Origin of the sequence: Streptomyces sp. NPDC046887 (genome assembly GCF_040644755.1) — a bacterium.
GTDB classification, from domain to species: domain Bacteria; phylum Actinomycetota; class Actinomycetes; order Streptomycetales; family Streptomycetaceae; genus Streptomyces; species Streptomyces lichenis.
On sequence record NZ_JBEYXH010000030.1, the window covers coordinates 1 to 21,396 of the forward strand.

Genomic DNA, 21,396 nt, shown 5'->3' on the forward strand with positions numbered 1-21,396 from the left:
GGTGCGCGCCGGGTCGCCCGCGCGGTGGGTCGGGCCGGCGCCCCCCCCCGCCGCCGCGCGGGGCGGTCCCCCCCGGGCCCTTCGCCATGCGGGCCCGCGGCCGCTTCCGCCGGCGGAAGCGGCCGGGGTACCGGCTACCGGCTACCGGCTACCGGCTACGGGCGGAAGCGCAGGACCTGGGGGTCGTGGTCGCTGTCCTGGGCCGCGAACTCGGCGTTGATGTGCACGCTGTCGTAGTCGAAGTCGCGGATCGAGGGGCTGGTCAGGATCTGGTCCAGCACCTGGCTGTTGCCCTGGTAGACGTAGGAGTAGCGCTCCGAGCGGGGCAGCGACTTCACGGCGGCGCGCAGGGCGCGGCCGTCGGTCAGGGCCTTGGTCGTCGCGGAGAACTCGAAGTCGTTGATGTCGCCGAGGACCACCACGTCCGCGGAGCGCTGCACCTCCAGCACGTCCTTGACGAAGGCGTTCACCGCCTGCGCCTGCGCCAGGCGCTTGACCTCGGAGGAGCGGTTCGGCGGCTGGCGGTGCGAGACCAGCGACTCGTCCCCGCCCTTGGAGCCGAAGTGGTTGGCGATGACGAAGACCGTGCGGCCGCGGAAGGTGAACTCACCGGCCAGCGGCTTGCGGCTGGCCTCCCAGGCGGTGTTCGCCGGGTCGATGCGGCCGGGGGAGTGGGTCAGCGCCGCCTTGCCCCGCTCCCGTACGACACCGGTCGCGGTGGTCGCGTCGCCCGCCCCGCGGTCGGTGAAGGACACCCGGGCCGGGTTGAACAGGAACACCTGGCGGATGTTGCCGCCGGGCTCGCCGCCGTCCGCGTTGTTCACCGGGTCGATCGAGCGCCACTCGTACGCCGGTCCGCCGGCCGCCTTGATCGCCTCGGTGAACGTGCGGACCGTCGCACCGGCCGCCACCGTGCCGTCGTTCTTCGCCCCGTTGTCGTCCTGGATCTCCTCCAGGGCGAGGATGTCCGGCGAGGAGAGATTGTCGACGACCGCCTTGGCGAGCGCGTCGAACTTCTCCCGCGGGTCGGTCGGGTCCAGGTTCTCCACGTTGTACGTGGCCACGGCCAGCTCGCCGGAGCGCTGCTTGCGCGTCACCTCGCGCTTCAGCCCGCGGTCCTGCACCGTGCCCAGGGTGCGCGCGGTCAGGGTGTAGCCGCCGAACTGGTTGAAGTCCAGCGGGCCCTCGGTGGTGCCGGTCAGCCGGTCGCCGACGTTCGCCTTCGGGAAGGGCTGCTCGGCCACCGGGACCAGCGACTGGATCTGCAGGCGGCCGGTGTTCTGGTCCCGGTAGGAGCCGTAGACCGTGCCGCCGCGCCGGTTGTCGTTCTCGTCCGGCTTCACCGTCACCCACAGCTCGTGGTACGGGTCGGTGGCGCCGACCACCCGCGAGGTGCCGACCTTGACGTTCACGCCCTCCAGCGACTCGTAGTAGTCCAGCGCGTAGCGGCGGGGCTTCAGCGGCAGGGCGTTGACCGAGCCGCCGGCCGCCGGGTCGCCGTCCGGGGTGTAGGCGTCCGGCACCGAGCGGGCGGTGATCGCCACCGCGGCGGGCAGCGCGTTGCCCGAGGAGACCACGGTGACGACCGGCTTGGTCAGCTGGGTCAGCGACTGGTTGCCGGAGTTCACCCCGCCCGGCACGTACTCGGTGACCGTGCCGGAGACCTGCACCGCGTCGCCGACCTTGACCGTGGGCGCCGAGCTGGTGAAGACGAACAGGCCCTCGCTGGTGGCCGGGTCGGCGTCCGGGTTCGGGTCCTGGAACCAGAAGCCGCGCGAGCCGTAGGTCCGCACCCCGGTGACGACGCCGGCCACCCCGGTGACCTGCTGCCCGGCGAGCGGGGATATCCGGGTGGTCCCCTGGATGTCGTGGATACGGACCGGGTCCGCGCCGGCCGCGCCGTCGGCGGCAGCGCTCCCCGCGCCGGCGAGCAGCCCGGCGGCCAGGGCGAGGGCGATGACGGCCGGAACGGCGGCGGTTCTCGGCAGGTGGGAGGACGTCAACAGGGGCTCCGTTGGTATGAGGGTGGGAAGCGTCCCGACGGCTGCCTCGTGGGCCGGCCGCCGGGCCGGTCCGCCGTCCGGAACCGCCCGGGCCCCGCGGTCGGACCGCTGATCCCGGACGCTTCGCGGTGGACCGCGGACCGTCGCGCTGCGCAGTGCTGCCACGCATTGCTCTACGCGCGTCAATTTCCGGTCATGGGCGGGAACTTGTCAAGGGTGTGCGGGTGTCCGGCGGGTGGCCTTCGGGCGAACTGCCGGGCAGGCACCCGAGGGACGTCTACGCTGGGGGCGCCCGGCCCGCGCCCGAACCCGCGCCCGAGGGCCCGTACCTGGGGAAACCCACCCCGTACACACTGAGGAGAGACCGCTGATGTCGCCGGATCGCCCCACCCTGCCGCCGGTTCGGCTGCCGTCCGAGGCCGAGCTCGCACGGGACGCGCTGGCCGCCCCGCTGCTGGTACGGGCCGTGCGGCTGGCCCGCTGGGCCGGCCCGGAGACCCGCGTCGACCTGGACGGCGAACTCGCCGAGGGCCAACTCGCCGCGGCGGCCGTGGCGCTGGGCCTCATCCCCGACGAGGACGGTGAGGCGTACGCCGGCGAGGCCTGGCGGGTCGCCCTGGACACCGGACTGGTGGAGGTCGCCGACCTGGACGGGGACGGGGACGGGGACGGAGACGCGGACGCGGACGGGGAGGACGGGGAGGTCGCCGGGGCGGTGGTGGCCGGGGAACTGCTCTCGCTGGTGACCGGTGGCGCTCCGCAGGATGTGCTGGCGCTCTGGCGGGAGGCCCTGGAGACCGCCCTCGCCGACGCCGCCGCCCCGCTCCTGGACGACCTCGCGGACGTCACCGGGGAGGACGGCGAGATCGACCTCGGCGCCCTGGACTGGGACCCGGAGCAGGAGGCCGACTTCCTGGACGCCGTCCTCGGCAACCTCTATCTGCTGACCGTCTCCGAGGGCGGCCCGGCCGACGCGCCGATCCCGCTGCCCGCGCTCGCCGCCTCCATGCTCGTCCCCGACGACATGCGCGAACCCACCGACGACGTACTGGAGCAGGTCTCCGAGGCGATGATGCGCCTGGACGACCAGTTCCGGGTGCTGGAGCCGATCGGCCTGGTCGAGTACCAGCCGGTGGACGAGGCGCTGATGGCGGAGGAGGACGAGGCGGACGAGGAGGACGGGAACGGGGGAGCCGGGGCCGCCGCGGCGCCGCTGGACGAACTGGACGAGGAGGACGTACGGCGGTACGGGATGGTCCGGCTGACCCCGCTCGGCCGGTACGGGGTGCGCGCCCGGCTCCTGGAGGCCGGGCTGACCGCCCCGGTCGTCGGCGAACTGGCCGGCAAGGACGCGGACGCGCTGCTCGCCGGGGTCGCCGACTACCCGGAGCCCGCCGCGCGGGCCGAGACCGAGGCCTGGCTCGCCTCCCGCGACCCGGCCGCGGCCGCCCGGGACCTGCTGGCCGCCGCCCGGGGCGCCGACGCCGGCTCCCCGCTGCGCCGGCTGCACTGCCAGCAGGCCCTCACCCTGGTCGGCGCGGACGCCGAACCGGCCGTACGGGAGGTGCTGGACGATCCGCAGCTGGGCGGGCTGGCCCGGGTCTGGCTCGCCGAGCGCGGCGCCGCCGACGTACCGCCCCCGCCCGAGCCGATGATCTTCTGGCTGGCCGTGGACACCATCGCGGCCCAGCTCGACGCGGCCGGCGGCGAGGACCTGGAGGAGCTGCGGGACCTGGTGGAGGGGCTGACCGGCCAGCACGGCGGCTTCTTCGACGCGGCCTGGCGGGTCGACCACCCGGCCACCCCGGAGGTGCTGGAGGCCATGGGCCGGCTGCACCGGGACAAGGCGGTGGCCAAGGAGGCCCGCAAGGCGGCGTTCAAGGCCCGGTCGAAGGCCGGGAGCTGAGAGGCCGGGCCCGGACGGTACGGAAGGTACGGAAGAGGGTGGGGAGAGGACGGTGGCCGGTCGGCCGGGGCCTTCGAACACGCCGGTCGAAACTTCCGTGGCAGACCTGTCGGAAAACTGTGTGCATGCACTCGAACGGCCGGGGTAGACGGTGCTTCGTCGGTCCGTGCGAGACACTGGGGACCGACCTGTAGAGGGAGGGACAGAAGGAGCATGACGGTGACGACGGTGACGCGGACACGGGCCGACCAGCTCAGCAGCGCCCAGGAGCTGCTGCCGCAGGTCGCCGACCCCATGAAGGTGGCGCCCAAGGACGCACGGGCCCTGTCCAAGCTGTTCTTCGAGCAGCTCGCGGTCCTGGAGGAGGGCACGCACGCGTACCAGTACGCGCGCAACACCCTCATCGAGATGAACATGTCCCTCGTCCGCTACGCCGCGGGCCGCTTCCGCAGCCGGGGCGCGGACGAGATGGAGGACATCGTCCAGGTCGGCATGATCGGCCTGATCAAGGCGATCGACCGGTTCGAACTCTCCCGCGAGGTCGAGTTCACCACCTTCGCCGTCCCCTACATCGTGGGCGAGATCAAGCGCTTCTTCCGTGACACCTCCTGGGCCGTGCACGTCCCCCGCCGCCTCCAGGAGGCCCGGGTCGAGCTGGCCCGCGCCACCGAGGAGCTGCGCACCCGGCTGGGCCGCACCCCCACGGTCAAGGAGCTGGCCGAGCTGATGAACCTCACCGAGGAGGAGGTCACCGAGGCCCGGCTGGCCTCCAACGGCTACAACTCCTCCTCGCTGGACGCCGCGATCAACGGCGCCGAGGAGGGCGAGGCCGCCCTCGCCGACTTCATCGGTGCCGAGGACCACGCCATGGAGCTGGTGGAGGACTTCCACGCGCTGGCCCCGCTGATCGCCGCGCTGGACGAGCGGGACCGCCGGATCATCCACATGCGGTTCGTCGAGGAGCTGACCCAGTCGCAGATCGCCGAGCACCTGGGCTGCTCGCAGATGCACGTCTCGCGGCTGCTGTCCCGCACCCTGAAGCGGCTCCGCGAGGGCATGCTGACCACCCGCTGAACCGCTCCCTCCCGGATCCTTGGGACAGGGAAACGGCCGGGGCCCCTCCCCAGGGGCCCCGGCCGTTCGGCGTTCTCCGCCCTGTCGGCGGGCTACAGCGCCTGGGCGGCGGGCTTGACCATCCCGCGGACCGTGCGCGACTTCACGAAGTCGCCCATCGCGGTCATCTCCCACTCACCGGAGAACTGCCGGATCAGCTTGGCCATCATCACCCCGGTCTGCGGCTCGGCGGAGGTCAGGTCGAAGCGGACCAGCTCCTCGCCGCTGGCCGCGTCCATCAGTCGGCAGTACGCCTTGGCGACCTCGGTGAACTTCTGCCCGGAGAAGCTGTTGACCGTGAAGACCAGCCCGCTGACGTCCGCGGGCAGCCGGCCCAGGTCCACCATGATGACCTCGTCGTCCCCCGCGCCCTCACCGGTGAGGTTGTCCCCGGAGTGCTTGACCGAGCCGCCCAGGATGGTCAGCTTGCCGAAGTAGCAGCTGTCCAGGTGGTTGCGCTGCGGCCCGTAGGCGATGACCGAGGCGTCCAGGTCGATGTCCCGGCCCCGGTACGCGGGCTCCCAGCCGAGGCCCATCTTGACCTGCGACAGCAGCGGCCGGCCGCCCTTGACCAGGGAGACCGTCTGGTTCTTCTGGAGGCTGACCCGCCCCTTGTCCAGGTTGACCTTCCCCCCGGTGGGCGGCGCGGCCGGGGCGGCGGGCGCCGGGGGAGCGGGCGGGGCGGCCTGCGGCTGCGGGGCGGAAGGCGGCTGAGGCGCGGAGGGCGGCTGAGGGGCGGACCACGCAGGCGGGGCGGACGGGGCCGACGGCGGCTGCGCGGCGGAGGACGGGGTCGGGGCCGACGGGGGCTGAGGCGCTGCGGCCGGGGCGGCGGCGGGCTCCTCGTCCACCGAGACGCCGAAGTCGGTGGCGATGCCGGCCAGCCCGTTCGCGTACCCCTGGCCGACCGCGCGCACCTTCCAGGCGCCGTTGCGCAGATAGACCTCGACCACGACCAGCGCGGTCTCGGTGCCCAGCCGCGGCGGGGTGAAGGTGGCCAGCGGGGAGCCGTCGTCGGCGCCGCGCACGGTCGCCGTGGGCTCGATTCCCTGGAAGCTCTGGCCGGCGGCGTCCGGGCTGGCGGTGACCACGACCTTCTCGATGCCCGGCGGCAGCGCGGCGGTGTCCACCACGATCGCGTCGGGGGCGGTGCCTCCGCCCGAGCGGTAGGTCACTCCGGGGCCGGACGGCTGGTTGTAGAAGATGAAGTCGTCGTCGGACCGCACCTTGCCGTCGGCGGTGAGCAGCAGGCCCGATACGTCGAGCCGCACGGGCGCGGAGACGTCCACCGCCACACGGGCCACGGGGAGGGGGATGTTCGAGCCGGGGGTCATAGCTGTCATGCCAGGGGTAACGAGCGGTCCGCCACCGCCGTTCCCGTCCCCGGCGCCCGTACCCCGTACGGCGGCGCGCCGGACGGCGACCCCGGGTGAAGGAGGTGCGGGAAGGCTGTGTGGATCATGTGTCCGGGGGCGTACGGCGCTCCCGGCCGGACACGAGGGCCGGAAAACCCCAGGGAGGCCGCGGCAGTGGGCACCGATCTGCGCATCGACGTCCTCGCCGGCATCCGGCCCGTACTGGCCCGGATGCACGGCGAGCTCGACCTGCACACCTGCCCGGAGGTGATCGCGGCACTCGCCCCGCTGTCCGGCGCCCAGGTCGAACTGGACCTCGAACCGCTGTCCTTCCTCGACTCCTCCGGCATCGGCACCCTGCTCGCCCTGCGCACCGCGGCCCTCCGGGCCGGTGGCGGGCTGCGGGTCATCGCGTGCAGCCCGCTGGTGGCCCGCACCCTGGACCTGGCCGGCTGCCGGCACGTCCTCACCGGGCCGTGAGCTCCTTGAGGAGACCAGGGCCCGGTGAAGGACGCCGTCACCGGCCGAGCGCGGCCGCCATCATCTTCTTCGCCACCGGCGCGGCCAGGCCGTTGCCGCTGACCTCGTTGCGGGCGGCGTGCGAGTCCTCCACGAAGACGGCGACGGCGACCTGCTTGCCGGTGCTCTCGTCCTTGGCGTAGGAGGTGAACCAGGCGTACGGCGTACCGCTGTTGTCCACCCCGCGCTGGGCGGTGCCGGTCTTGCCGCCGACCTCCGCGCCGTCGATCCGGGCGTTGGTGCCGGTGCCCTCCTCGACCACGGTGCGCATCGCGTCCCGCAGCTGCCCCGCGGTCCGCCCGGAGACGACCCGCTTCTCGCCGGGGTCCTCGAAGGATTCCAGCGGGTCGCCGTCGGCGTCCACCACCTTGGACACCAGGTGCGGGTCGACCAGCACTCCGTCGTTGGCCAGCGCGGCCGACACCATGGAGACCTGCAGCGGGGTGGCCGTCACATCGAACTGCCCGATGCCGGAGAGCGCGGTCTGCGCCCGGTCCATACCGGTCGGATAGCGGCTGGCGTACGCCCGGACCGGGACGTCCTGCTTCTCGTTGTCGAAGCCGAACCGGTCGGCCATGGCCTTCACCTTCTCCTGGCCCAGGTCCACCGCCAGCTTGCCGAAGACGTTGTTGCAGGAGTACTGGAGCGCGACCCGGAGGGAGGCGTCCTCGCAGGGCGCCGAGGCGTTCTCGTTCCGCAGGTCGGTGCGGGTGCCCGGCAGCCGGTAGGGGTTGGGGCTGTCGGTGGCCTCGTCCACCGACCCGTACAGCCCGTCCTCCAGCGCGGCGGCGGCCACCACCAGCTTGAAGGTGGAGCCGGGCGCCACCGGCTGCCGGATCGCCCGGTTCACCAGCGGCTTGTCCTCGTCCTCGTTGAGCGCCTTCCAGGCGTCGCCGTCATAGGAGCCGGCGATCTTCGAGGGGTCGAACGAGGGGGTGCTGACCATGCCGAGGATGCGCCCGCTCTTCGGGTCCATCGCCACGGCCGCCCCCTTGGCGTCGCCCAGCGCCTCGTACCCGGCCTTCTGCACCGCCGGGTCGATGGTGGTGAGCACGTCCCCCGGGGAGGCCTGCTCACCGGTGAGCGCGCCCAGCGGATTCTTCAGCCGGGTGTCGGTGCCGTCCAGGACGTCCGAATAGATGCCCTCCAGCTGGTTGGTGCCGTACGCCTGGGAGCTGTAGCCGGTCACCGCCGAGTACAGCCCGCCGCCCTGGTACGTCCGCTGGTAGCGCAGATCGCCGCTGCGGGCCTCCTTCGAGCCGGTGACCGGCGAACCGGCCACGATGATGTCCCCGAGCGGCTGGGCGTACTTCGCCATCAGGTTCCGCCGGTTGTGCGTGTTGTCGGCCAGGGCCTTCCCGTCGTACGCCTGCACCCAGGTCGCCCGCAGCAGCAGGGCGAACACCAGCAGCAGCGTGAAGACCGCGGCCCGTCGAATCGTCTTGTTCATCCCGCCCAGGGGGACGAGCGGGCGGTCCGGCCGAGTTCCGTTCGGCCGGTTTTCTCACCAAACGTTCATACGGTGAGCGGACGGATGACCGGGTCCTCCGGTCCGGCGTAGCGTGGATGACGGGGGTGTCCGCCGTCTCCGGGAGGAAACCCGGGAGGAAACCATGGCACCCGACCCCGGCCGGCAGGAGGCCTTCGCCGGCCAGATGATCGACACGCTCAACAAGGGCGCGCTGGCGATGCTCGTCAGCCTCGGGCACCAGACGGGGCTCCTCGACACCATGGCCGGCCTGGAGCCGGCCGGCAGCGCCGCCATCGCCGAACGGGCCGGGCTGGACGAGCGGTACGTCCGGGAGTGGCTCGGCGGCATGGTCGTCGGCGGGATCGTGGAGTACGAGCCGGGGACCGGCACCTATGCGCTGCCGGCCGAGCACGCCGCCTGCCTCACCACCGCCGCCGGCCTGGACGACCTCGCCTCGATGGCGCCCTACATCGGGCTGATGGGGGAGGTGGAGCAGCGCGTGCTGGCCTGCTTCCGCGAGGGCGGCGGCGTGCCGTACTCGGCGTACCCGCGCTTCCAGGCGCTCCAGGCCCGGGAGACCGCCCGGGTCTACGACACCGCGCTGCTGGACACCATCGTGCCCATCGTCCCCGGGCTGGCCGAGCGGCTGGGGGAGGGAATGGACGCCCTGGACGTGGGCACCGGGCAGGGCCGGGCGCCCGCCGTGCTCGCCGGGGCCTTCCCGCGCAGCCGCTTCCACGGCGTGGACCGCTCCGAGGACGGCATCGCCGAGGCCCGCCGGGAGGCGGAGCGCCGCGCGCTGGACAACGTCCGCTACACCGTGGGCGACGCGTCCGCGCTGACCGGCTCCTACGACCTGGTCACCGCGTTCGACGTGATCCACGACCTGGCCCGGCCGGCCGAGGCGCTGACCGCGATCGCCGCCGCCCTGCGGCCCGGGGGCACCTTCCTGATGGGGGACATCGCCGCCTCCAGCAACCTGGAGGAGAACATCGGCCACCCCTTCGGGCCGCTGCTCTTCGGCTTCTCGGTCTTCTACTGCATGACCACCTCCCTCTCCGCGGGCGGCGCGGGCCTCGGCACCGTCTGGGGCGAGCAGACCGCCCGCCGGATGCTGGCCGAGGCCGGCTTCCAGGAGGTCGACGTGCGCTCGGTCGAGGGCGACCCGGTGAACGTCTACTACACCGCGACGGTGGTTTCCGGCGGATGAGCGGGGTGCGGTGGTCGGTGCGGTGGTCTCAGTGTCCGCCTCTGGGCTTCACGCAGCCGCCCTCGGCGTAGTAGCCGTGTGCCCGGGCGGCGACCGGGGGGCCGAGCCGGCCGCTGACGCAAAGGCCGGTCTCCGGGACGGAGAGGCTGAAGGCCAGCCTTCCGCCGCCGTCCTGGTACACCTCGGTGCCCTCCGCCGGATAGCCGAGCCCCGCCAGCGCCTCGCGCAGTCCGGGCTCGTCCGCGGCCGCCTTCCCGGCCGCGCCCGACAGCGCCCCGACGATCCGCTCGGCGTGCGCCCGGCCCCGGCACTCGGCGTCCGGCCGCATCGGCAGCTCGCGCGTGAACGCGTGGTTCTCCGCGTACGTGGCCGCCTCCGGGTCCATGGTGGCGCCGGTGGGCGCCGGGCCGCTGGGCGCGGTGCTCGGAGCCTCGGCGCAGGCCCGCGCCACCCCGGGGAAGGCCCGGTCGTGCGCGGCCCGTTCCGCGGTCTGGGGACCGGCGGAGCCCGAGGCGGTGGCGGTGGCCGTCGCCGGGTCCGACGGGCCGCCCGGCTGACCCGGCCGCTCCGTGCCGCAGCCGGACAGGGCCAGCGCGCCCGCCACCGCGACCGGCAGCAGCAGACGCCTCGTACGCCTCGCGCCAACGGTTCGCACGGTTCCCCCCGAAGTGCCGGCGGTCAACTGCGGTGCACCGTACCGAAGGCCGGAGGAACGCCGTTGACCCGGGTCGGCGGATGGATCATGGTGGGGGCATGGAGACCCCCCTCGGCGGTGACGAGTTCGCGCCCGTGTCCACCTATCTGAACACCGCCTCCTGCGGACTGGTGCCCCGCCGGGCGGTGGCGGCGGTACGGGAGCTGGCCGAGGACACCGCGGCGGGCAACGAGCGGACCGGCGGCAGCCTCGCCTCGGCGGCGGCGGTACGCGAGTCGTTCGCCCGACTGGCCGGGGTGGCGGCGGACCGGGTGGCGATGGCCGGTTCGGTCGCCGGCTTCTCCGGGCTGATCGCCGCCGCACTGCCGCCCGGCGCCGAAGTGCTTTTCCCGGAACGGGACTTCGCCTCGGTCGTCACCCCGTTCTCGGCCCGCCCCGATCTGAGGCTCCGGTTCGCGCCGCTGGGCGAGCTGGCGGACGCGGTACGCCCCGGCACCGCGCTGGTCGCCCTCTCGGCGGTCCAGTCCGCCGACGGCCGGGTCGCGGATCTGGCGGCGGTACGGGAGGCGGCGTCCGCCCACGGGGCGCGGATCCTGCTGGACGCCACCCAGGCCGCGGGCTGGCTGCCGCTGGAGGCCGGCGCGTACGACTACACCGTGACCTCCGCGTACAAGTTCCTGCTCAGCCCGCGCGGGGTGTCCTTCCTCACCGTGCGTGAGGACGCCCAGGAGTCGCTGCGGCCGCTCGCCCCGGGGCTGTTCGCCGCCGAGACGAGGGACGAGATGTACGGGGCGCTCACGCTCGCCCGCTCGGCCCGCCGGTTCGACGAGCCGCCGAGCTTCCTCGCGTACCACGCGGCCGAGCGGTCCCTGGCCCTGGTGGAGGAGATCGGCCTGCCCGCGCTGCACGCCCACGCCACCGGGCTCGCCGCCCGCTTCCGCGCCGGACTGACCGCGCTCGGGCACACCCCGGTGCCGGGGGACTCGGCGATCGTGGCCGTCCCCGGACTGGGCGGAGCGCAGCCGGTGCTCGCCCGCGCCGGGGTGGTCGTCTCGGTCACCGACGGCAATCTGCGGGCCGCCTTCCATCTGTACAACTCGGCGGCCGACGTGGACCGGGCCCTGGAGGTGCTGGCCGCGGCGGAGTGACGGGCGCGGGGCACCGGGCCGGGGACGGTTCAGCCGTCGCGCCGGACGCGGGTCGGAGCCGTGCGGGTCCGGGGCTGTACGGGCATGGGCGGCATCGTGGCCGTACGGCGTGGGCCGGTGCGGTAGCGGGCGGGCGCGGCCGTAGCCCGTACGGGCGGGAGCCGCGGCCGTGCGGACCGGGACCCCGTACCACTGCGACCGTAGCCGTACGGGCAGGGCTCGCCGGGCCGTAGCCGTCCGGGTTCGCCGGGCCGTGGCCGTCCGGGCCCGCCGCGACCGTGGCCGTACGGGCAGGGCAGGACCGTCAGCAGTTCGCGCCCCCCGGGGGGGCAACCGCGGCGCCGGGTCCCTCAGCAGTTCGCGGCGCCCTCGGGCGCCCCCGCACCGGCGGGGGAGCCGCCCGCCGTCGGGCAGCCCGCGGAGACCTCGCGGCAGAGGTTGGCCTCCACCAGGCCCAGCAGCCGGGACAGCTCGGCGCGCTCGGCGGGGCGCAGACCGGCGAGGGTCCGCTCCTCCAGCTCGCTCCACGCGCCGCTGACGTCCTTCAGCAGGGCGCAGCTGGTCTCGGTGGCCTCCACCAGGACCGCTCGGCGGTCGGCCGGGTCGGGGCTGCGCCGGACGTGCCCGCCCTGCTCCAGGCGCTGGAGCATCTTGGTGACCGTGGAGGGGTCCAGCTCCATCACCCGGATCAGCTCCGACTGCCGCACCGGGCCGGAGTCCCAGAGGTACATCATCACGAACTCCTGGCCCGGGTAGAGCCCGGCCGCCCGCAGCAGCCGGCCGGCGGTGATCCGGTGCAGCCGGGCCACCCGGGAGAGGGCGTGGGAGGTCGGGCCGCCGCGGGCCGCGGAGGGCAGTGCGTCGGGACAGCCGGGTCCGGCGTCCGCCCCGGGGTCGTCGTGGTCCATCCGCTTCTCGCTCTCTGTCGGGCTCGGGCCGGTCCAGCAGCCCACGGACATCCCGTGCCCCCGATTTTACCTTGGTCGGCCAAGTAATGGTGTACGGTGGGCCCCGCACCGAAAAGTTGGCCGACCACATAAAGCCAAATACTTGGCTGACCAAGGAATTGCCGGGAGCTGCCATGACCACCGCCTTCGACCCCATCGACCTCGCCGGGACCCCGCTCGCCAACCGCATCGCCATGGCCCCGATGACCCGCAGCCGGGCCGTCGGCCGGGTGCCCAACGAGCTCACCGCCGAGTACTACGCCCAGCGCGCCTCGGCCGGGCTGATCATCACCGAGGGCGTCCAGCCCTCCGCGGCCGGCCAGGGCTACCCGGACACCCCGGGCCTGCACAGCGCGGAGCAGATCGCCGCCTGGCGCACGGTCACCGACGCCGTACACGCCGAGGGCGGCCGGATCTTCGCCCAGATCATGCACGCGGGCCGGATCGGGCACCCCTCCGTCACCGCCGACCAGCCCGGCGACCTGCACCCGGCCGGCCCGTCCGCGATCACCCCCAAGGGCCAGCTCTTCACCGCCGAGGGGATGAAGGACTTCCCCACCCCCCGCGAGCTGACCGCCGACGGGATCCGCGAGGCGATCGCCGACTACGCCACCGCCGCCCGCAACGCGGTGGAGGCCGGGTTCGACGGGGTCGAGCTGCACGGCGCCAACGGCTATCTGATCCACCAGTTCCTGGCCCCGAACACCAACCACCGCACCGACGAGTGGGGCGGCTCCCAGGAGAACCGCAACCGCTTCGCCGTCGAGGTGGCCAAGGCGGTCGCCGAGGCGATCGGCCCCGAGCGCACCGCCCTGCGCCTCTCGCCCGGCGGCGCCTACAACGACATCGAGGAGCCGGAGCCGGGCGCCCAGTACACCGCGCTGGCGGAGGCCCTGGAGCCGCTGGGCCTGGCGTACCTCCACCTGATGGAGGCCCAGGGGCGGCGCGAGCTCACCGTGGAGCTGCGCAAGCGGTTCTCCGGCGCGCTGGTGCTCAACCCCTTCACCGGCGAGCGTCCCACCGGCGTGGAGGAGCTGGCGCTGATCGAGGACGGCACCGCCGACCTGCTCGCCTTCGGCGCGCTGTTCCTGGCCAACCCGGACCTGCCGGCCCGGCTGAAGGCCGGCGGCCCGTTCAACACCCCGGACCCCGCCGCCTTCTTCGGCGGCGACCGGCGCGGCTACACCGACTACCCGGCGCTGGCGGTGTGAGCCGGCACCTCCCCGCATCCCGTACGCCGAGGGGCGGGACCCGTGCGTGACGGGTCCCGCCCCTCGGTGTGGGAGACGGCCTCGGCGGCCGCCGCTCAGTAACGGCAGTACCGGCAGTACCGGGTCACCGCACCGGGGTGAAGTCCCGGGCGCCGATGAACTCCGGGCGGCGGATCGGGGCCGCGAAGGGCTCCACCGCCGTGTTCTCCACGCTGTTGAAGACGATGAACACATTGCTGCGCGGGAACGGGGTGATGTTGTCGCCCGAGCCGTGCATCGCGTTGCAGTCGAACCAGGTCGCCGAACCGGCCTTGCCGGTGAACAGCTTGATGCCGTGGGCCTCCGCGAAGCCGGTGAGGGCCTCGTCGGAGGGGATGCCCGCGTCCTGCATCTGGAGCGACTTCTTGTAGTTGTCCTTCGGCGTCTCGCCCGCGCAGCCCAGGAAGGTCTGGTGCGACCCCGGCATGATCATCAGACCGCCGTTGGTGTCATGGTTCTCGGTGAGCGCGATGGACACCGAGACCGTGCGCATCCGGGCCAGACCGTCCTCGGCGTGCCAGGTCTCGAAGTCCGAGTGCCAGTAGAAACCGGACGCCCCGAACCCGGGCTTGACGTTGATCCGGGACTGGTGGACGTACACCTCCGAGCCGAGGATCTCCCGGGCCTTGCCGACGACGCGCTCGTCACGCACCAGCCTGGCGAAGACCTCGCTGATCCGGTGCACCTCGAAGACCGAGCGCACGTCCTGGGAGCGCGGCTCGATGATGGAGCGCTCGTCGGCGCGCACCTGCGGGTCGCTCACCAGGCGGTCCAGCTCGGCCTGGTAGACGCCGACCTCGTCCGGGGTGAGCAGCTGGTCGACCGCGAGGAACCCGTCCCGTTCGAACGACTCCAGCTCCGGTGTGAGCTGCCCCCACACCACCGGGTCCCGGCGGGGCGTGCGCACCTCGGCGGCGCCCCGGGTCGGGTACAGGTCCTGCGGAGCGGTGTTCGTGCTCGTGGTGTCGGTGGTCGCGGTCATGGTTCAGGCCTCCTCGGTCAGCAGTGGGTAGACACCGTTCTCGTCGTGGTCCTCCCGCCCGGTGACGGGAGGGTTGAAGACGCAGACGCACCGGAAGTCGGTCTTCGGGCGCATGGTGTGGCGCTCATGGCCGTCGAGCAGGTACATGGTGCCCGGCTCGATCCAGTGCGTCTCACCGGTCTCGTCGTTGGTCAGCTCGGCCTCGCCCTCGACGCAGAGCACGGCCTCGATGTGGTTGGCGTACCACATGGAGGTCTCGGTGCCGGCGTAGAGCACCGTCTCGTGCAGGGAGAAGCCGACCTTCTCCTTGGCGAGCACGATGCGCTTTGACTCCCAGGTCCCGGACGCGGCCTTGACATGCCGGTCGGTGTTCTCGATCTCCTTGAACGAACGGACGATCACGGTGTACGGGTTCCTCTCACGTATGCGTACGGGGCGGGTGGCCGCCGGACCGGGGGCGGCTCGGGCGCCCCGGTCCGGCGGCGGGCTCAGGCGGTCTCGCGGACCGCGCGGGCCAGGGTGCGCAGACCCTCGTCCAGCTCCTCCGGGGTCACGGTCAGCGGCGGCAGCAGCTTGACGACCTCGCTCTGCGGGCCGGAGGTCTCCAGCAGCAGCCCCAGCTCGAAGGCGCGGGCGCAGACGGCGGTGGCCCGCGCCGGGTCGGTGAACTCCAGACCCCAGACCAGGCCGCGGCCCCGGTAGTGGGCGCCGTACGCGGAGTTCTCGTCGCAGATCGCCAGCAGCGCCTGCTCGACCTGCTCACCGCGGGCGATGGTCTGCTTCTCCATCCCGCCGTCGGCCCAGTAGGTCTCCAGCGCGGCGGTGGCGGTCACGAAGGCCGGGTTGTTGCCGCGGAAGGTGCCGTTGTGCTCACCCGGGCTCCACACGTCGAGCTCCGGGTTGAACAGGCAGAGCGACATCGGCAGCCCGTAGCCGCTGATCGACTTGGACAGCGTGACGATGTCCGGCGCGATCCCGGCCTCCTCGAAGGAGAAGAAGGCACCGGTGCGCCCGCAGCCCATCTGGATGTCGTCGACGATCAGCAGCATGTCCTGCCGCTCGCACAGCGCCTTCAGCGCGCGCAGCCACTCGGGCCGCGCCACGTTGATGCCGCCCTCGCCCTGGATGGTCTCCACGATCACGGCGGCCGGCTTGTTCAGACCGGAGCCCTGGTCCTCCAGCAGCCGCTCGAACCACAGGAAGTCCGGGACCTTGCCGTCGAAGTAGTTGTCGAACGGCATCGGGGTGCCGTGCACCAGCGGGATGCCGGCGCCGGCCCGCTTGAAGGCGTTGCCGGTCACGGCGAGCGAGCCCAGGGACATGCCGTGGAAGGCGTTGGTGAACGAGACGATCGCCTCGCGCCCCTTCACCTTGCGGGCCAGCTTCAGCGCCGCCTCCACGGCGTTGGTGCCCGTCGGGCCGGGGAACATGACCTTGTAGGGCAGGTCACGCGGGCGCAGGATGGTGTTCTGGAAGGACTCCAGGAACGCGCGCTTCGCGGTCGTGGCCATGTCCAGGCCGTGGGTGATGCCGTCGCGCTCCAGGTAGTCCAGCAGGGCGCGTTTGAGGACCGGGTTGTTGTGCCCGTAGTTGAGCGAGCCGGCCCCGGCGAAGAAGTCCAGGTAGCTGTGCCCGTCCTCGTCGGTCAGCCGGGCGCCCTGCGCACGGTCGAACACGGCGGGCCAGCCGCGGCAGTAGGAGCGGACCTCCGACTCCACGGTCTCGAAGACACTCAGGGCGGGCGGGGTGATGGTCACTGCGTTCTCTCCTCGGTGTCCGGCGCGGCGGCCGGTGAAGTCTGCGAAGTCTGCGGGTGGGGGGAGCGGGGGAGCGGGGGGCCGGTCCGGCCCGCCCGGCTCAGGCGGCGGCCTGGGCGGCGACCGGCGAGATGCGGTACAGCACCTCCGGCTCGTGCGTCCCCTCGGGGAACAGCCCTCCGTCGAAGAGGACCTCACGCTCCAGGGACGCGCCCCGGCGCTCCGCGTAGGAGGTGAAGAGGCGGTCGGACGCGGTGTTGTCGGGCGTGATGGTGGTCTCCACCGTCTCCACGCCCCGGGCGGCGACCCGGGCGGTGAGCGCGTCCAGCAGTACCCCGGCCAGACCCCGGCCCCGGTGGGCGTCGTCCACGGCGACCTGCCAGACGACGAGCGTCCGAGGGCGCTCCGGGCGGATGTAGCCGGTGACGAAGGCGATCGGCTCGCCCTCCGGCCCGCGGGCCACCAGGGAGGTGGCGGCGAAGTCACGGCACCACAGCAGATAGCTGTACGAGGAGTTGAGGTCCAGGACCTCCGAGTCGCGGGCGATACGCCAGATCGCGGCTCCGTCCTCTACTCGCGGGGTGTCGATGGCGATGGCCGGGTCGGCCTTCCGGTCGAATTCGTTTCGGGCACGTGCAAGGTCTGCTGGTGCGGCGGTCATGTCGTTGGAACTTACCCAGCGATTCTGGAAAATGCATCGGGCCAAGGGGTTGGGTGGGCCGCTCCCATGTGTTATCGCGCGAGCGCGAGCCCCGATCGGCTCCACCTCTCTCACGTGCGTCTTTGCCCGTATTTAACCGGGCAAGTCGGGCGCGATGTGGAGTCGATCACATGGCCGTAACCCATCGGAAACGCGTCCGGAATGCCCGGGGAGTCCCTTGATGATGAAGGAGGTTTGCCGCCGCGATAACGGGGCAGAAGCATCTGGCGAACTACCCCCCGAGTCATATGGTGTTTGTCAGGTGAATATCGCGCTGCGCAATGCCTGCGCCATGGGGTTCGGACGGTGAAATAAAGCCCCGGAAAGCGCGGGGTACCGCCGACTCCGTTTTGTGAGTGTATTCGCGCGTACTGTCGCGTAGCCCTACCCGCGGCGCCCTACCCGCGGCCGTACCCGCACTCGTATGCGTTCGCCCGCCCGGCCCGCTCGCCATGGTTCCGCCGAGTCGTTTCGCCGCGCGCTCCGTATCAGGGTGGGAACACCCGGGGCCGCCGGCGCGTACAGGAGAGTGGCGGCGCGCGCCGCACGGGACCGGCGGCCGCCGGGACGGTACGGCGACGGGTACGGCGACCAGTGAGGGCGGGACCGGGTGGAGCTGCGTCAGTTGGAGTGTTTCGTCACCGTCGCCGAGGAGGCCGGGGTGGCGCGCGCCGCCGAACGGCTGGGCCGCCCGCCCGCGTCGGTGGGCGCCGCGCTGGCCGCGCTGGAACGGGAGCTGGGGCTGCGGCTGTTCGACCGCAGGCCCGGAGCGCCGGCCGTTTCCGCGGGGTCACCTTCCGTGGAGGCACGTCCCGCGGAACCGCGGGTGCGGCTCACCGCGGCCGGGGAGCGGCTGCTGCCCGAGGCACGGGCCGCGCTGGTCGCGGCGGGCCGGGTACGGGCCACCGCCGCCGGGATCGCCGCCGGCACCGAGGGCCTGGTGCGGCTCGGCACCGCGCGGGCGTTCGCCGACCGGGTGTACCGGGCCGTGGACCGGCTGGCCACCCGCCACCGCGGACTGCGGGTGCGGCTGGAGCGCGCCCCTCAGGAGGCGCGGCTCGCGGCCGTCCGCTCCGGCACCTTCGACGCGGCGCTGGTCCGCACCGTCCGCGGCGCCGAGGGCGTCCTGCTCCATCCGCTGTGGGCGGAGCCGCTGATCGCCGCGCTGCCCGCCGGGCATCCGCTCGCCGCCGAGGAGCACCCCGACCCGGCGCGGCTCGCCCGGCTGCCGCTGCGGCTGGCCCCGCGCCCCGCGAACCCCGCCTTCCACGACCTGGTGACGGGTGCGCTGCCGTCCTGGACGCCCGGGCCGCCGTTCACCACCCTGCCGGAGACCCTGGCCGCGCTGGCCGCCGACCCCGAGCCGTCCTGGACGCTGTTCCACCCGGTGGGCCCGCCGTACCCGGCCGGCGCCCCGGCCCGCTCCGGCCCCCGGGGCGTGGTCTTCCGTACGCTGCCGGGGCTCACCACTCCGGTCTCCCTGGCCGTCCCCGCCGACCGGCCGCCCGCCCCCGCGGTACGGGCCCTGCTGGACGCGCTGCTCTCGGTGAGCGAGGCGAGCACCGCGGCCTCCGCCCGGGCGGCCGTCGCCGCCACCGCGAGCGAGGCCGCCCGCCTCTGCGCCCGCGGCTGACGGCTGGGGCGGGCTGGGTCCCGTACGCACCAGTCCGTATGCGTGGCCAGGCCGTAGCTCCCCTGCCCGCTCAGGCCCCCCAGGCCTCCGTCGCGGCCCGGCGGGCGGCGAGCAGGTCCACCGGGGCGCCGGTGTCCGCGAGGGCGGCGCCCAGCGCGGTCAGCGAGGACAGCACCGCGCCCGGGGTGGCGTCCGGGCCGTAATGGTTGACCCGGACCATCTCCTTGGCCAGCGCCCCGCCGCCGGCGACCAGCGGCAGCCCCGGGTCGGCCGCCAGGGCGCGGGCCACCAGCTCCGCCGCGTCCACCCCGGCCGGGGTGCGCAGCGTGGTGGCGACCGGCGCCGCGTCCCGGGCCTCGCGCACATACGGCGCCAGCCCGCCGCCGAGCGCCGCCGCCCCGGCCCGTACCGCCGCCGCGGCCGAGGCGTGCCGGGCCATCACCGCCACCGGGCCCTCCGCCTCGATCCGCTCCAGACAGGCCTCCAGCGCCAGCATCTCCAGCTGCGCCGGGGCGTGCGGCAGGGCGCGGCGGCCCGCGTCGATCCAGCGCTCCTTCCAGTCCAGGAGGGAGAGGTACGAGCGGCGCGGGGCGCTCGGGTTGGCGGCGAACCGCTCCCAGGCCCGCTCGCTCACCGACACCGCCGAGACGCCCGCCGGGCCGCCCATCGCCTTCTGCGCGCCGATCACACACAGGTCCACGCCCCAGGCGTCGGTACGCAGCGGCTCGGCGGCCACCGAGGCGACCGCGTCCAGCATGAACAGCGCCCCGTGCGCCCGTACCACCTCGCCGATCTCCGCGACCGGGTTGGTGTTGCCGGTGGCCGCCTCGGCGTGCACCAGCGAGACGAAGTCGATCTCCGGCCGGGCCGCCAGCGCCTGGGCGACCTGCTCGGCGGCGACCGCCGAGTCGTAGGGCACCTCCAGGTCCACCACCTCGGCGCCGCAGTCCCGCAGCCAGCCGCCGAAGGTCTGCCCGTAGGGGCCGGTGACCACATTGAGCGCGGTCGAGCCGGGCCGGGCGCCGGAGCGGATGCAGCCCTCCAGCGGCAGCAGCGCCTCGCCCTGGGTGATCACCACGTCGTGCCGGGTCTCCAGCAGCGCGGCGACCCGGCGCTCGATGGCGGCGAAACGCGCGGCGGTCAGCGGGGCGAGGTCCAGCAGAGGGTGGGTCACGGCGGTTCTTCCTGTCGGGGCGGCTGTCGGGGCTGTCAGGGCTGTCGGGGCTGTCGGGGATCGTCCGGGGGCTGTGCGGGCCGTCCGAGCCTACCCAGCGCGCCCCGGCGCCCCCTCCCCCTGCCCGACCGCGGCCTTCCGGTGGCCCTGTCGCGGGCGCGCGCCCCCCTCGTAGAGTGCGGTCATGAGCACGGTGCTGCATGTGGTGGGCCGGGTCCTCGCCGGGCCGGAGGACGTACGCGACGAGGTCTGGGCCGTGGACGGTCGGATCACCTGGGAGCGGCCGCCCGGCGCCGTGGAGGCGGTGACCGTACGCGGCTGGGCGCTGCCCGGACTGGTGGACGCGCACTGCCACGTCGGGCTGGACGCGCACGGCGCGGTGGACGAGGCGACCAGCGAGAAGCAGGCGCTCACCGACCGGGACGCCGGCACCCTGCTGATCCGGGACGCCGGGTCGGCGGCCGACACCCGCTGGATCGACGACCGGGACGATCTGCCGAAGATCATCCGGGCCGGCCGGCACATCGCCCGCACCAAGCGCTACATCCGCAACTACGCCCATGAGATCGAGCCCGCCGACCTGGTCGAGTACGTGGGCCGGGAGGCCCGGCGCGGGGACGGCTGGGTCAAGCTGGTCGGCGACTGGCTGGACCGGGGCACCGGCGACCTCGCCGCCTGCTGGCCGCGCACTGAGGTCGAGGCGGCCATCGCGGAGGCGCACCGGCTGGGCGCCCGGGTCACCGCGCACTGCTTCGCCGAGGAGTCGCTGCGGGACCTGGTGGAGGCGGGCATCGACTGCGTCGAGCACGCCACCGGGCTGACCGAGGAGACCATCCCGCTCTTCGCCGAGCGCGGCGTCGCCATCGTGCCCACCCTGGTCAACATCGCCACCTTCCCGCGGCTGGCGGACTCCGGCGAGGCGAAGTTCCCGGACTGGGCGGGCCATATGCGGCGGCTGCACGAGCGCCGCTACGACACCGTGCGCGCCGCCTACGACGCCGGTATCCCGGTCTTCGTCGGCACCGACGCGGGCGGCTCGCTGGCCCACGGCCTGGTCGCCGCCGAGGTGGCCGAACTGGTCAGGGCGGGCATCCCGCCGCTGGACGCCCTGTCGGCCACCACCTGGCGCGCCCGGTCCTGGCTGGGCCGCCCCGCGCTGGACGAGGGCGCCCCGGCCGACCTGGTCGTCTACGGCGAGGACCCGCGCGCCGACGTCCGGGTGCTGGCCGCGCCCCGCCGGGTCATCGTCAACGGCCGGGTGGTCCAGTGACGGACGGCGCGCCGCTCGGTGACGGACAGGCGGTGCGTCCGGTGAGGACAGGCGACCGGCATACGGACGAACAGACGGTCCCTCCCAGCGACCACCGGCTCGCCCCGGCGAGAACTGCCGTCCGCGGCCACGGCCGACCGGCCACCCGGCTGCCCTCCGCTGCGGACACCGGTGCCTGAGCGGCCGGTTGTTGACCGGGCGTGACGAACACCCGAGTTGTCTCGTTTCCCACTCAACGCCCGCTACGGGCCCCGAGCATGACACGCGGGACGCGAGCGAACGTCTGCTCCGCAGGAGCCGCGA

General features: G+C 73.7%; 18 protein-coding genes. 8 read left to right on the top strand and 10 right to left on the bottom strand.

Annotation, left to right across the window (positions count from 1 at the left end; genetic code table 11):
- Nucleotides 1-155: 155 nt before the first annotated feature.
- Nucleotides 156-2,003, bottom strand: a complete 1,848-nt coding sequence (locus tag ABZ945_RS23855; protein ID WP_361272967.1) for an endonuclease/exonuclease/phosphatase family protein — start codon at nt 2,001-2,003, stop codon at nt 156-158.
- 370 nt (nt 2,004-2,373) lie between these two features.
- On the opposite strand from ABZ945_RS23855, the gene ABZ945_RS23860 reads away from it, so the two are divergent.
- Nucleotides 2,374-3,909 carry a hypothetical protein gene (locus tag ABZ945_RS23860; protein WP_361272970.1) on the top strand — a complete coding sequence of 512 codons (1,536 nt, stop codon included), beginning with the start codon at nt 2,374-2,376 and terminating at the stop codon, nt 3,907-3,909.
- Between the two features lie 213 nt (nt 3,910-4,122).
- The gene (locus ABZ945_RS23865; RefSeq protein ID WP_248634678.1) at nt 4,123-4,983 is read left to right on the top strand and encodes an RNA polymerase sigma factor SigF; all 861 of its coding nucleotides are present in this window, start codon (nt 4,123-4,125) and stop codon (nt 4,981-4,983) included.
- Nucleotides 4,984-5,075: 92 nt separating this feature from the next.
- On the opposite strand, the gene ABZ945_RS23870 is transcribed toward ABZ945_RS23865, so the two are convergent.
- Complete coding sequence (locus ABZ945_RS23870; RefSeq protein WP_361272975.1) at nt 5,076-6,356, bottom strand: TerD family protein; 1,281 nt, start codon at nt 6,354-6,356, stop codon at nt 5,076-5,078.
- Nucleotides 6,357-6,551: 195 nt separating this feature from the next.
- On the opposite strand from ABZ945_RS23870, the gene ABZ945_RS23875 reads away from it, so the two are divergent.
- On the top strand, nt 6,552-6,857 hold the full coding sequence (locus tag ABZ945_RS23875; RefSeq protein WP_361272977.1) for an STAS domain-containing protein: 306 nt from the start codon (nt 6,552-6,554) through the stop codon (nt 6,855-6,857).
- Nucleotides 6,858-6,894: 37 nt separating this feature from the next.
- On the opposite strand, the gene ABZ945_RS23880 is transcribed toward ABZ945_RS23875, so the two are convergent.
- Entirely contained in the window at nt 6,895-8,346 is a 1,452-nt protein-coding gene (locus ABZ945_RS23880) for a penicillin-binding transpeptidase domain-containing protein (RefSeq protein WP_361272979.1), read from the bottom strand.
- A 163-nt stretch (nt 8,347-8,509) separates the two neighbouring features.
- Between ABZ945_RS23880 and ABZ945_RS23885 the strand changes: the two genes are divergently transcribed.
- Nucleotides 8,510-9,577 carry a methyltransferase domain-containing protein gene (locus tag ABZ945_RS23885; RefSeq protein WP_361272982.1) on the top strand — a complete coding sequence of 356 codons (1,068 nt, stop codon included), beginning with the start codon at nt 8,510-8,512 and terminating at the stop codon, nt 9,575-9,577.
- 28 nt (nt 9,578-9,605) lie between these two features.
- Here ABZ945_RS23885 and ABZ945_RS23890 read toward each other — a convergent pair whose 3' ends face one another.
- The gene (locus tag ABZ945_RS23890) at nt 9,606-10,232 is read right to left on the bottom strand and encodes a hypothetical protein (RefSeq protein WP_361272985.1); all 627 of its coding nucleotides are present in this window, start codon (nt 10,230-10,232) and stop codon (nt 9,606-9,608) included.
- Nucleotides 10,233-10,330: 98 nt separating this feature from the next.
- Here ABZ945_RS23890 and ABZ945_RS23895 point away from each other — a divergent pair, with 98 nt between their 5' ends.
- On the top strand, nt 10,331-11,380 hold the full coding sequence (locus ABZ945_RS23895) for an aminotransferase class V-fold PLP-dependent enzyme (protein ID WP_361272988.1): 1,050 nt from the start codon (nt 10,331-10,333) through the stop codon (nt 11,378-11,380).
- Between the two features lie 350 nt (nt 11,381-11,730).
- On the opposite strand, the gene ABZ945_RS23900 is transcribed toward ABZ945_RS23895, so the two are convergent.
- Entirely contained in the window at nt 11,731-12,288 is a 558-nt protein-coding gene (locus tag ABZ945_RS23900; protein WP_361272990.1) for a MarR family winged helix-turn-helix transcriptional regulator, read from the bottom strand.
- A 173-nt stretch (nt 12,289-12,461) separates the two neighbouring features.
- Between ABZ945_RS23900 and ABZ945_RS23905 the strand changes: the two genes are divergently transcribed.
- On the top strand, nt 12,462-13,538 hold the full coding sequence (locus ABZ945_RS23905) for an alkene reductase (protein WP_361272993.1): 1,077 nt from the start codon (nt 12,462-12,464) through the stop codon (nt 13,536-13,538).
- Between the two features lie 124 nt (nt 13,539-13,662).
- Here ABZ945_RS23905 and thpD read toward each other — a convergent pair whose 3' ends face one another.
- From thpD to ectA, 4 genes are all read right to left on the bottom strand, one after another.
- Complete coding sequence (thpD, locus tag ABZ945_RS23910) at nt 13,663-14,559, bottom strand: ectoine hydroxylase (protein ID WP_361272995.1); 897 nt, start codon at nt 14,557-14,559, stop codon at nt 13,663-13,665.
- Nucleotides 14,560-14,562: 3 nt separating this feature from the next.
- Nucleotides 14,563-14,961 carry an ectoine synthase gene (locus ABZ945_RS23915; RefSeq protein ID WP_248634669.1) on the bottom strand — a complete coding sequence of 133 codons (399 nt, stop codon included), beginning with the start codon at nt 14,959-14,961 and terminating at the stop codon, nt 14,563-14,565.
- Nucleotides 14,962-15,047: 86 nt separating this feature from the next.
- Nucleotides 15,048-16,316, bottom strand: a complete 1,269-nt coding sequence (gene ectB, locus ABZ945_RS23920; RefSeq protein ID WP_248634668.1) for a diaminobutyrate--2-oxoglutarate transaminase — start codon at nt 16,314-16,316, stop codon at nt 15,048-15,050.
- Nucleotides 16,317-16,416: 100 nt separating this feature from the next.
- On the bottom strand, nt 16,417-16,977 hold the full coding sequence (gene ectA / locus ABZ945_RS23925; RefSeq protein WP_361273000.1) for a diaminobutyrate acetyltransferase: 561 nt from the start codon (nt 16,975-16,977) through the stop codon (nt 16,417-16,419).
- A gap of 649 nt (nt 16,978-17,626) precedes the next feature.
- On the opposite strand from ectA, the gene ABZ945_RS23930 reads away from it, so the two are divergent.
- Complete coding sequence (locus ABZ945_RS23930) at nt 17,627-18,649, top strand: LysR family transcriptional regulator (RefSeq protein ID WP_361273003.1); 1,023 nt, start codon at nt 17,627-17,629, stop codon at nt 18,647-18,649.
- Between the two features lie 70 nt (nt 18,650-18,719).
- Here ABZ945_RS23930 and ABZ945_RS23935 read toward each other — a convergent pair whose 3' ends face one another.
- Nucleotides 18,720-19,823, bottom strand: a complete 1,104-nt coding sequence (locus tag ABZ945_RS23935; RefSeq protein WP_361273005.1) for an aminotransferase class V-fold PLP-dependent enzyme — start codon at nt 19,821-19,823, stop codon at nt 18,720-18,722.
- A gap of 184 nt (nt 19,824-20,007) precedes the next feature.
- Here ABZ945_RS23935 and ABZ945_RS23940 point away from each other — a divergent pair, with 184 nt between their 5' ends.
- A complete protein-coding gene (locus tag ABZ945_RS23940) occupies nt 20,008-21,093 on the top strand; it encodes an amidohydrolase family protein (RefSeq protein ID WP_361273008.1) in 1,086 nt (361 codons plus the stop codon).
- The last annotated feature ends 303 nt before the right edge of the window (nt 21,094-21,396 follow it).

Bases quoted from the DNA above. Each gene is read 5' to 3' on its own strand.
- ABZ945_RS23860 (WP_361272970.1), top strand. From the start codon at position 2,374: ATGTCGCCGGATCGCCCCACCCTGCCGCCGGTTCGGCTGCCGTCCGAG.
- ABZ945_RS23865 (WP_248634678.1), top strand. From the start codon at position 4,123: ATGACGGTGACGACGGTGACGCGGACACGGGCCGACCAGCTCAGCAGC.
- ABZ945_RS23870 (WP_361272975.1), bottom strand. From the start codon at position 6,356: ATGACCCCCGGCTCGAACATCCCCCTCCCCGTGGCCCGTGTGGCGGTG.
- ABZ945_RS23880 (WP_361272979.1), bottom strand. From the start codon at position 8,346: ATGAACAAGACGATTCGACGGGCCGCGGTCTTCACGCTGCTGCTGGTG.
- ABZ945_RS23885 (WP_361272982.1), top strand. From the start codon at position 8,510: ATGGCACCCGACCCCGGCCGGCAGGAGGCCTTCGCCGGCCAGATGATC.
- ABZ945_RS23895 (WP_361272988.1), top strand. From the start codon at position 10,331: ATGGAGACCCCCCTCGGCGGTGACGAGTTCGCGCCCGTGTCCACCTAT.
- ABZ945_RS23900 (WP_361272990.1), bottom strand. From the start codon at position 12,288: ATGGACCACGACGACCCCGGGGCGGACGCCGGACCCGGCTGTCCCGAC.
- ABZ945_RS23905 (WP_361272993.1), top strand. From the start codon at position 12,462: ATGACCACCGCCTTCGACCCCATCGACCTCGCCGGGACCCCGCTCGCC.
- thpD (WP_361272995.1), bottom strand. From the start codon at position 14,559: ATGACCGCGACCACCGACACCACGAGCACGAACACCGCTCCGCAGGAC.
- ectA (WP_361273000.1), bottom strand. From the start codon at position 16,977: ATGACCGCCGCACCAGCAGACCTTGCACGTGCCCGAAACGAATTCGAC.
- ABZ945_RS23940 (WP_361273008.1), top strand. From the start codon at position 20,008: ATGAGCACGGTGCTGCATGTGGTGGGCCGGGTCCTCGCCGGGCCGGAG.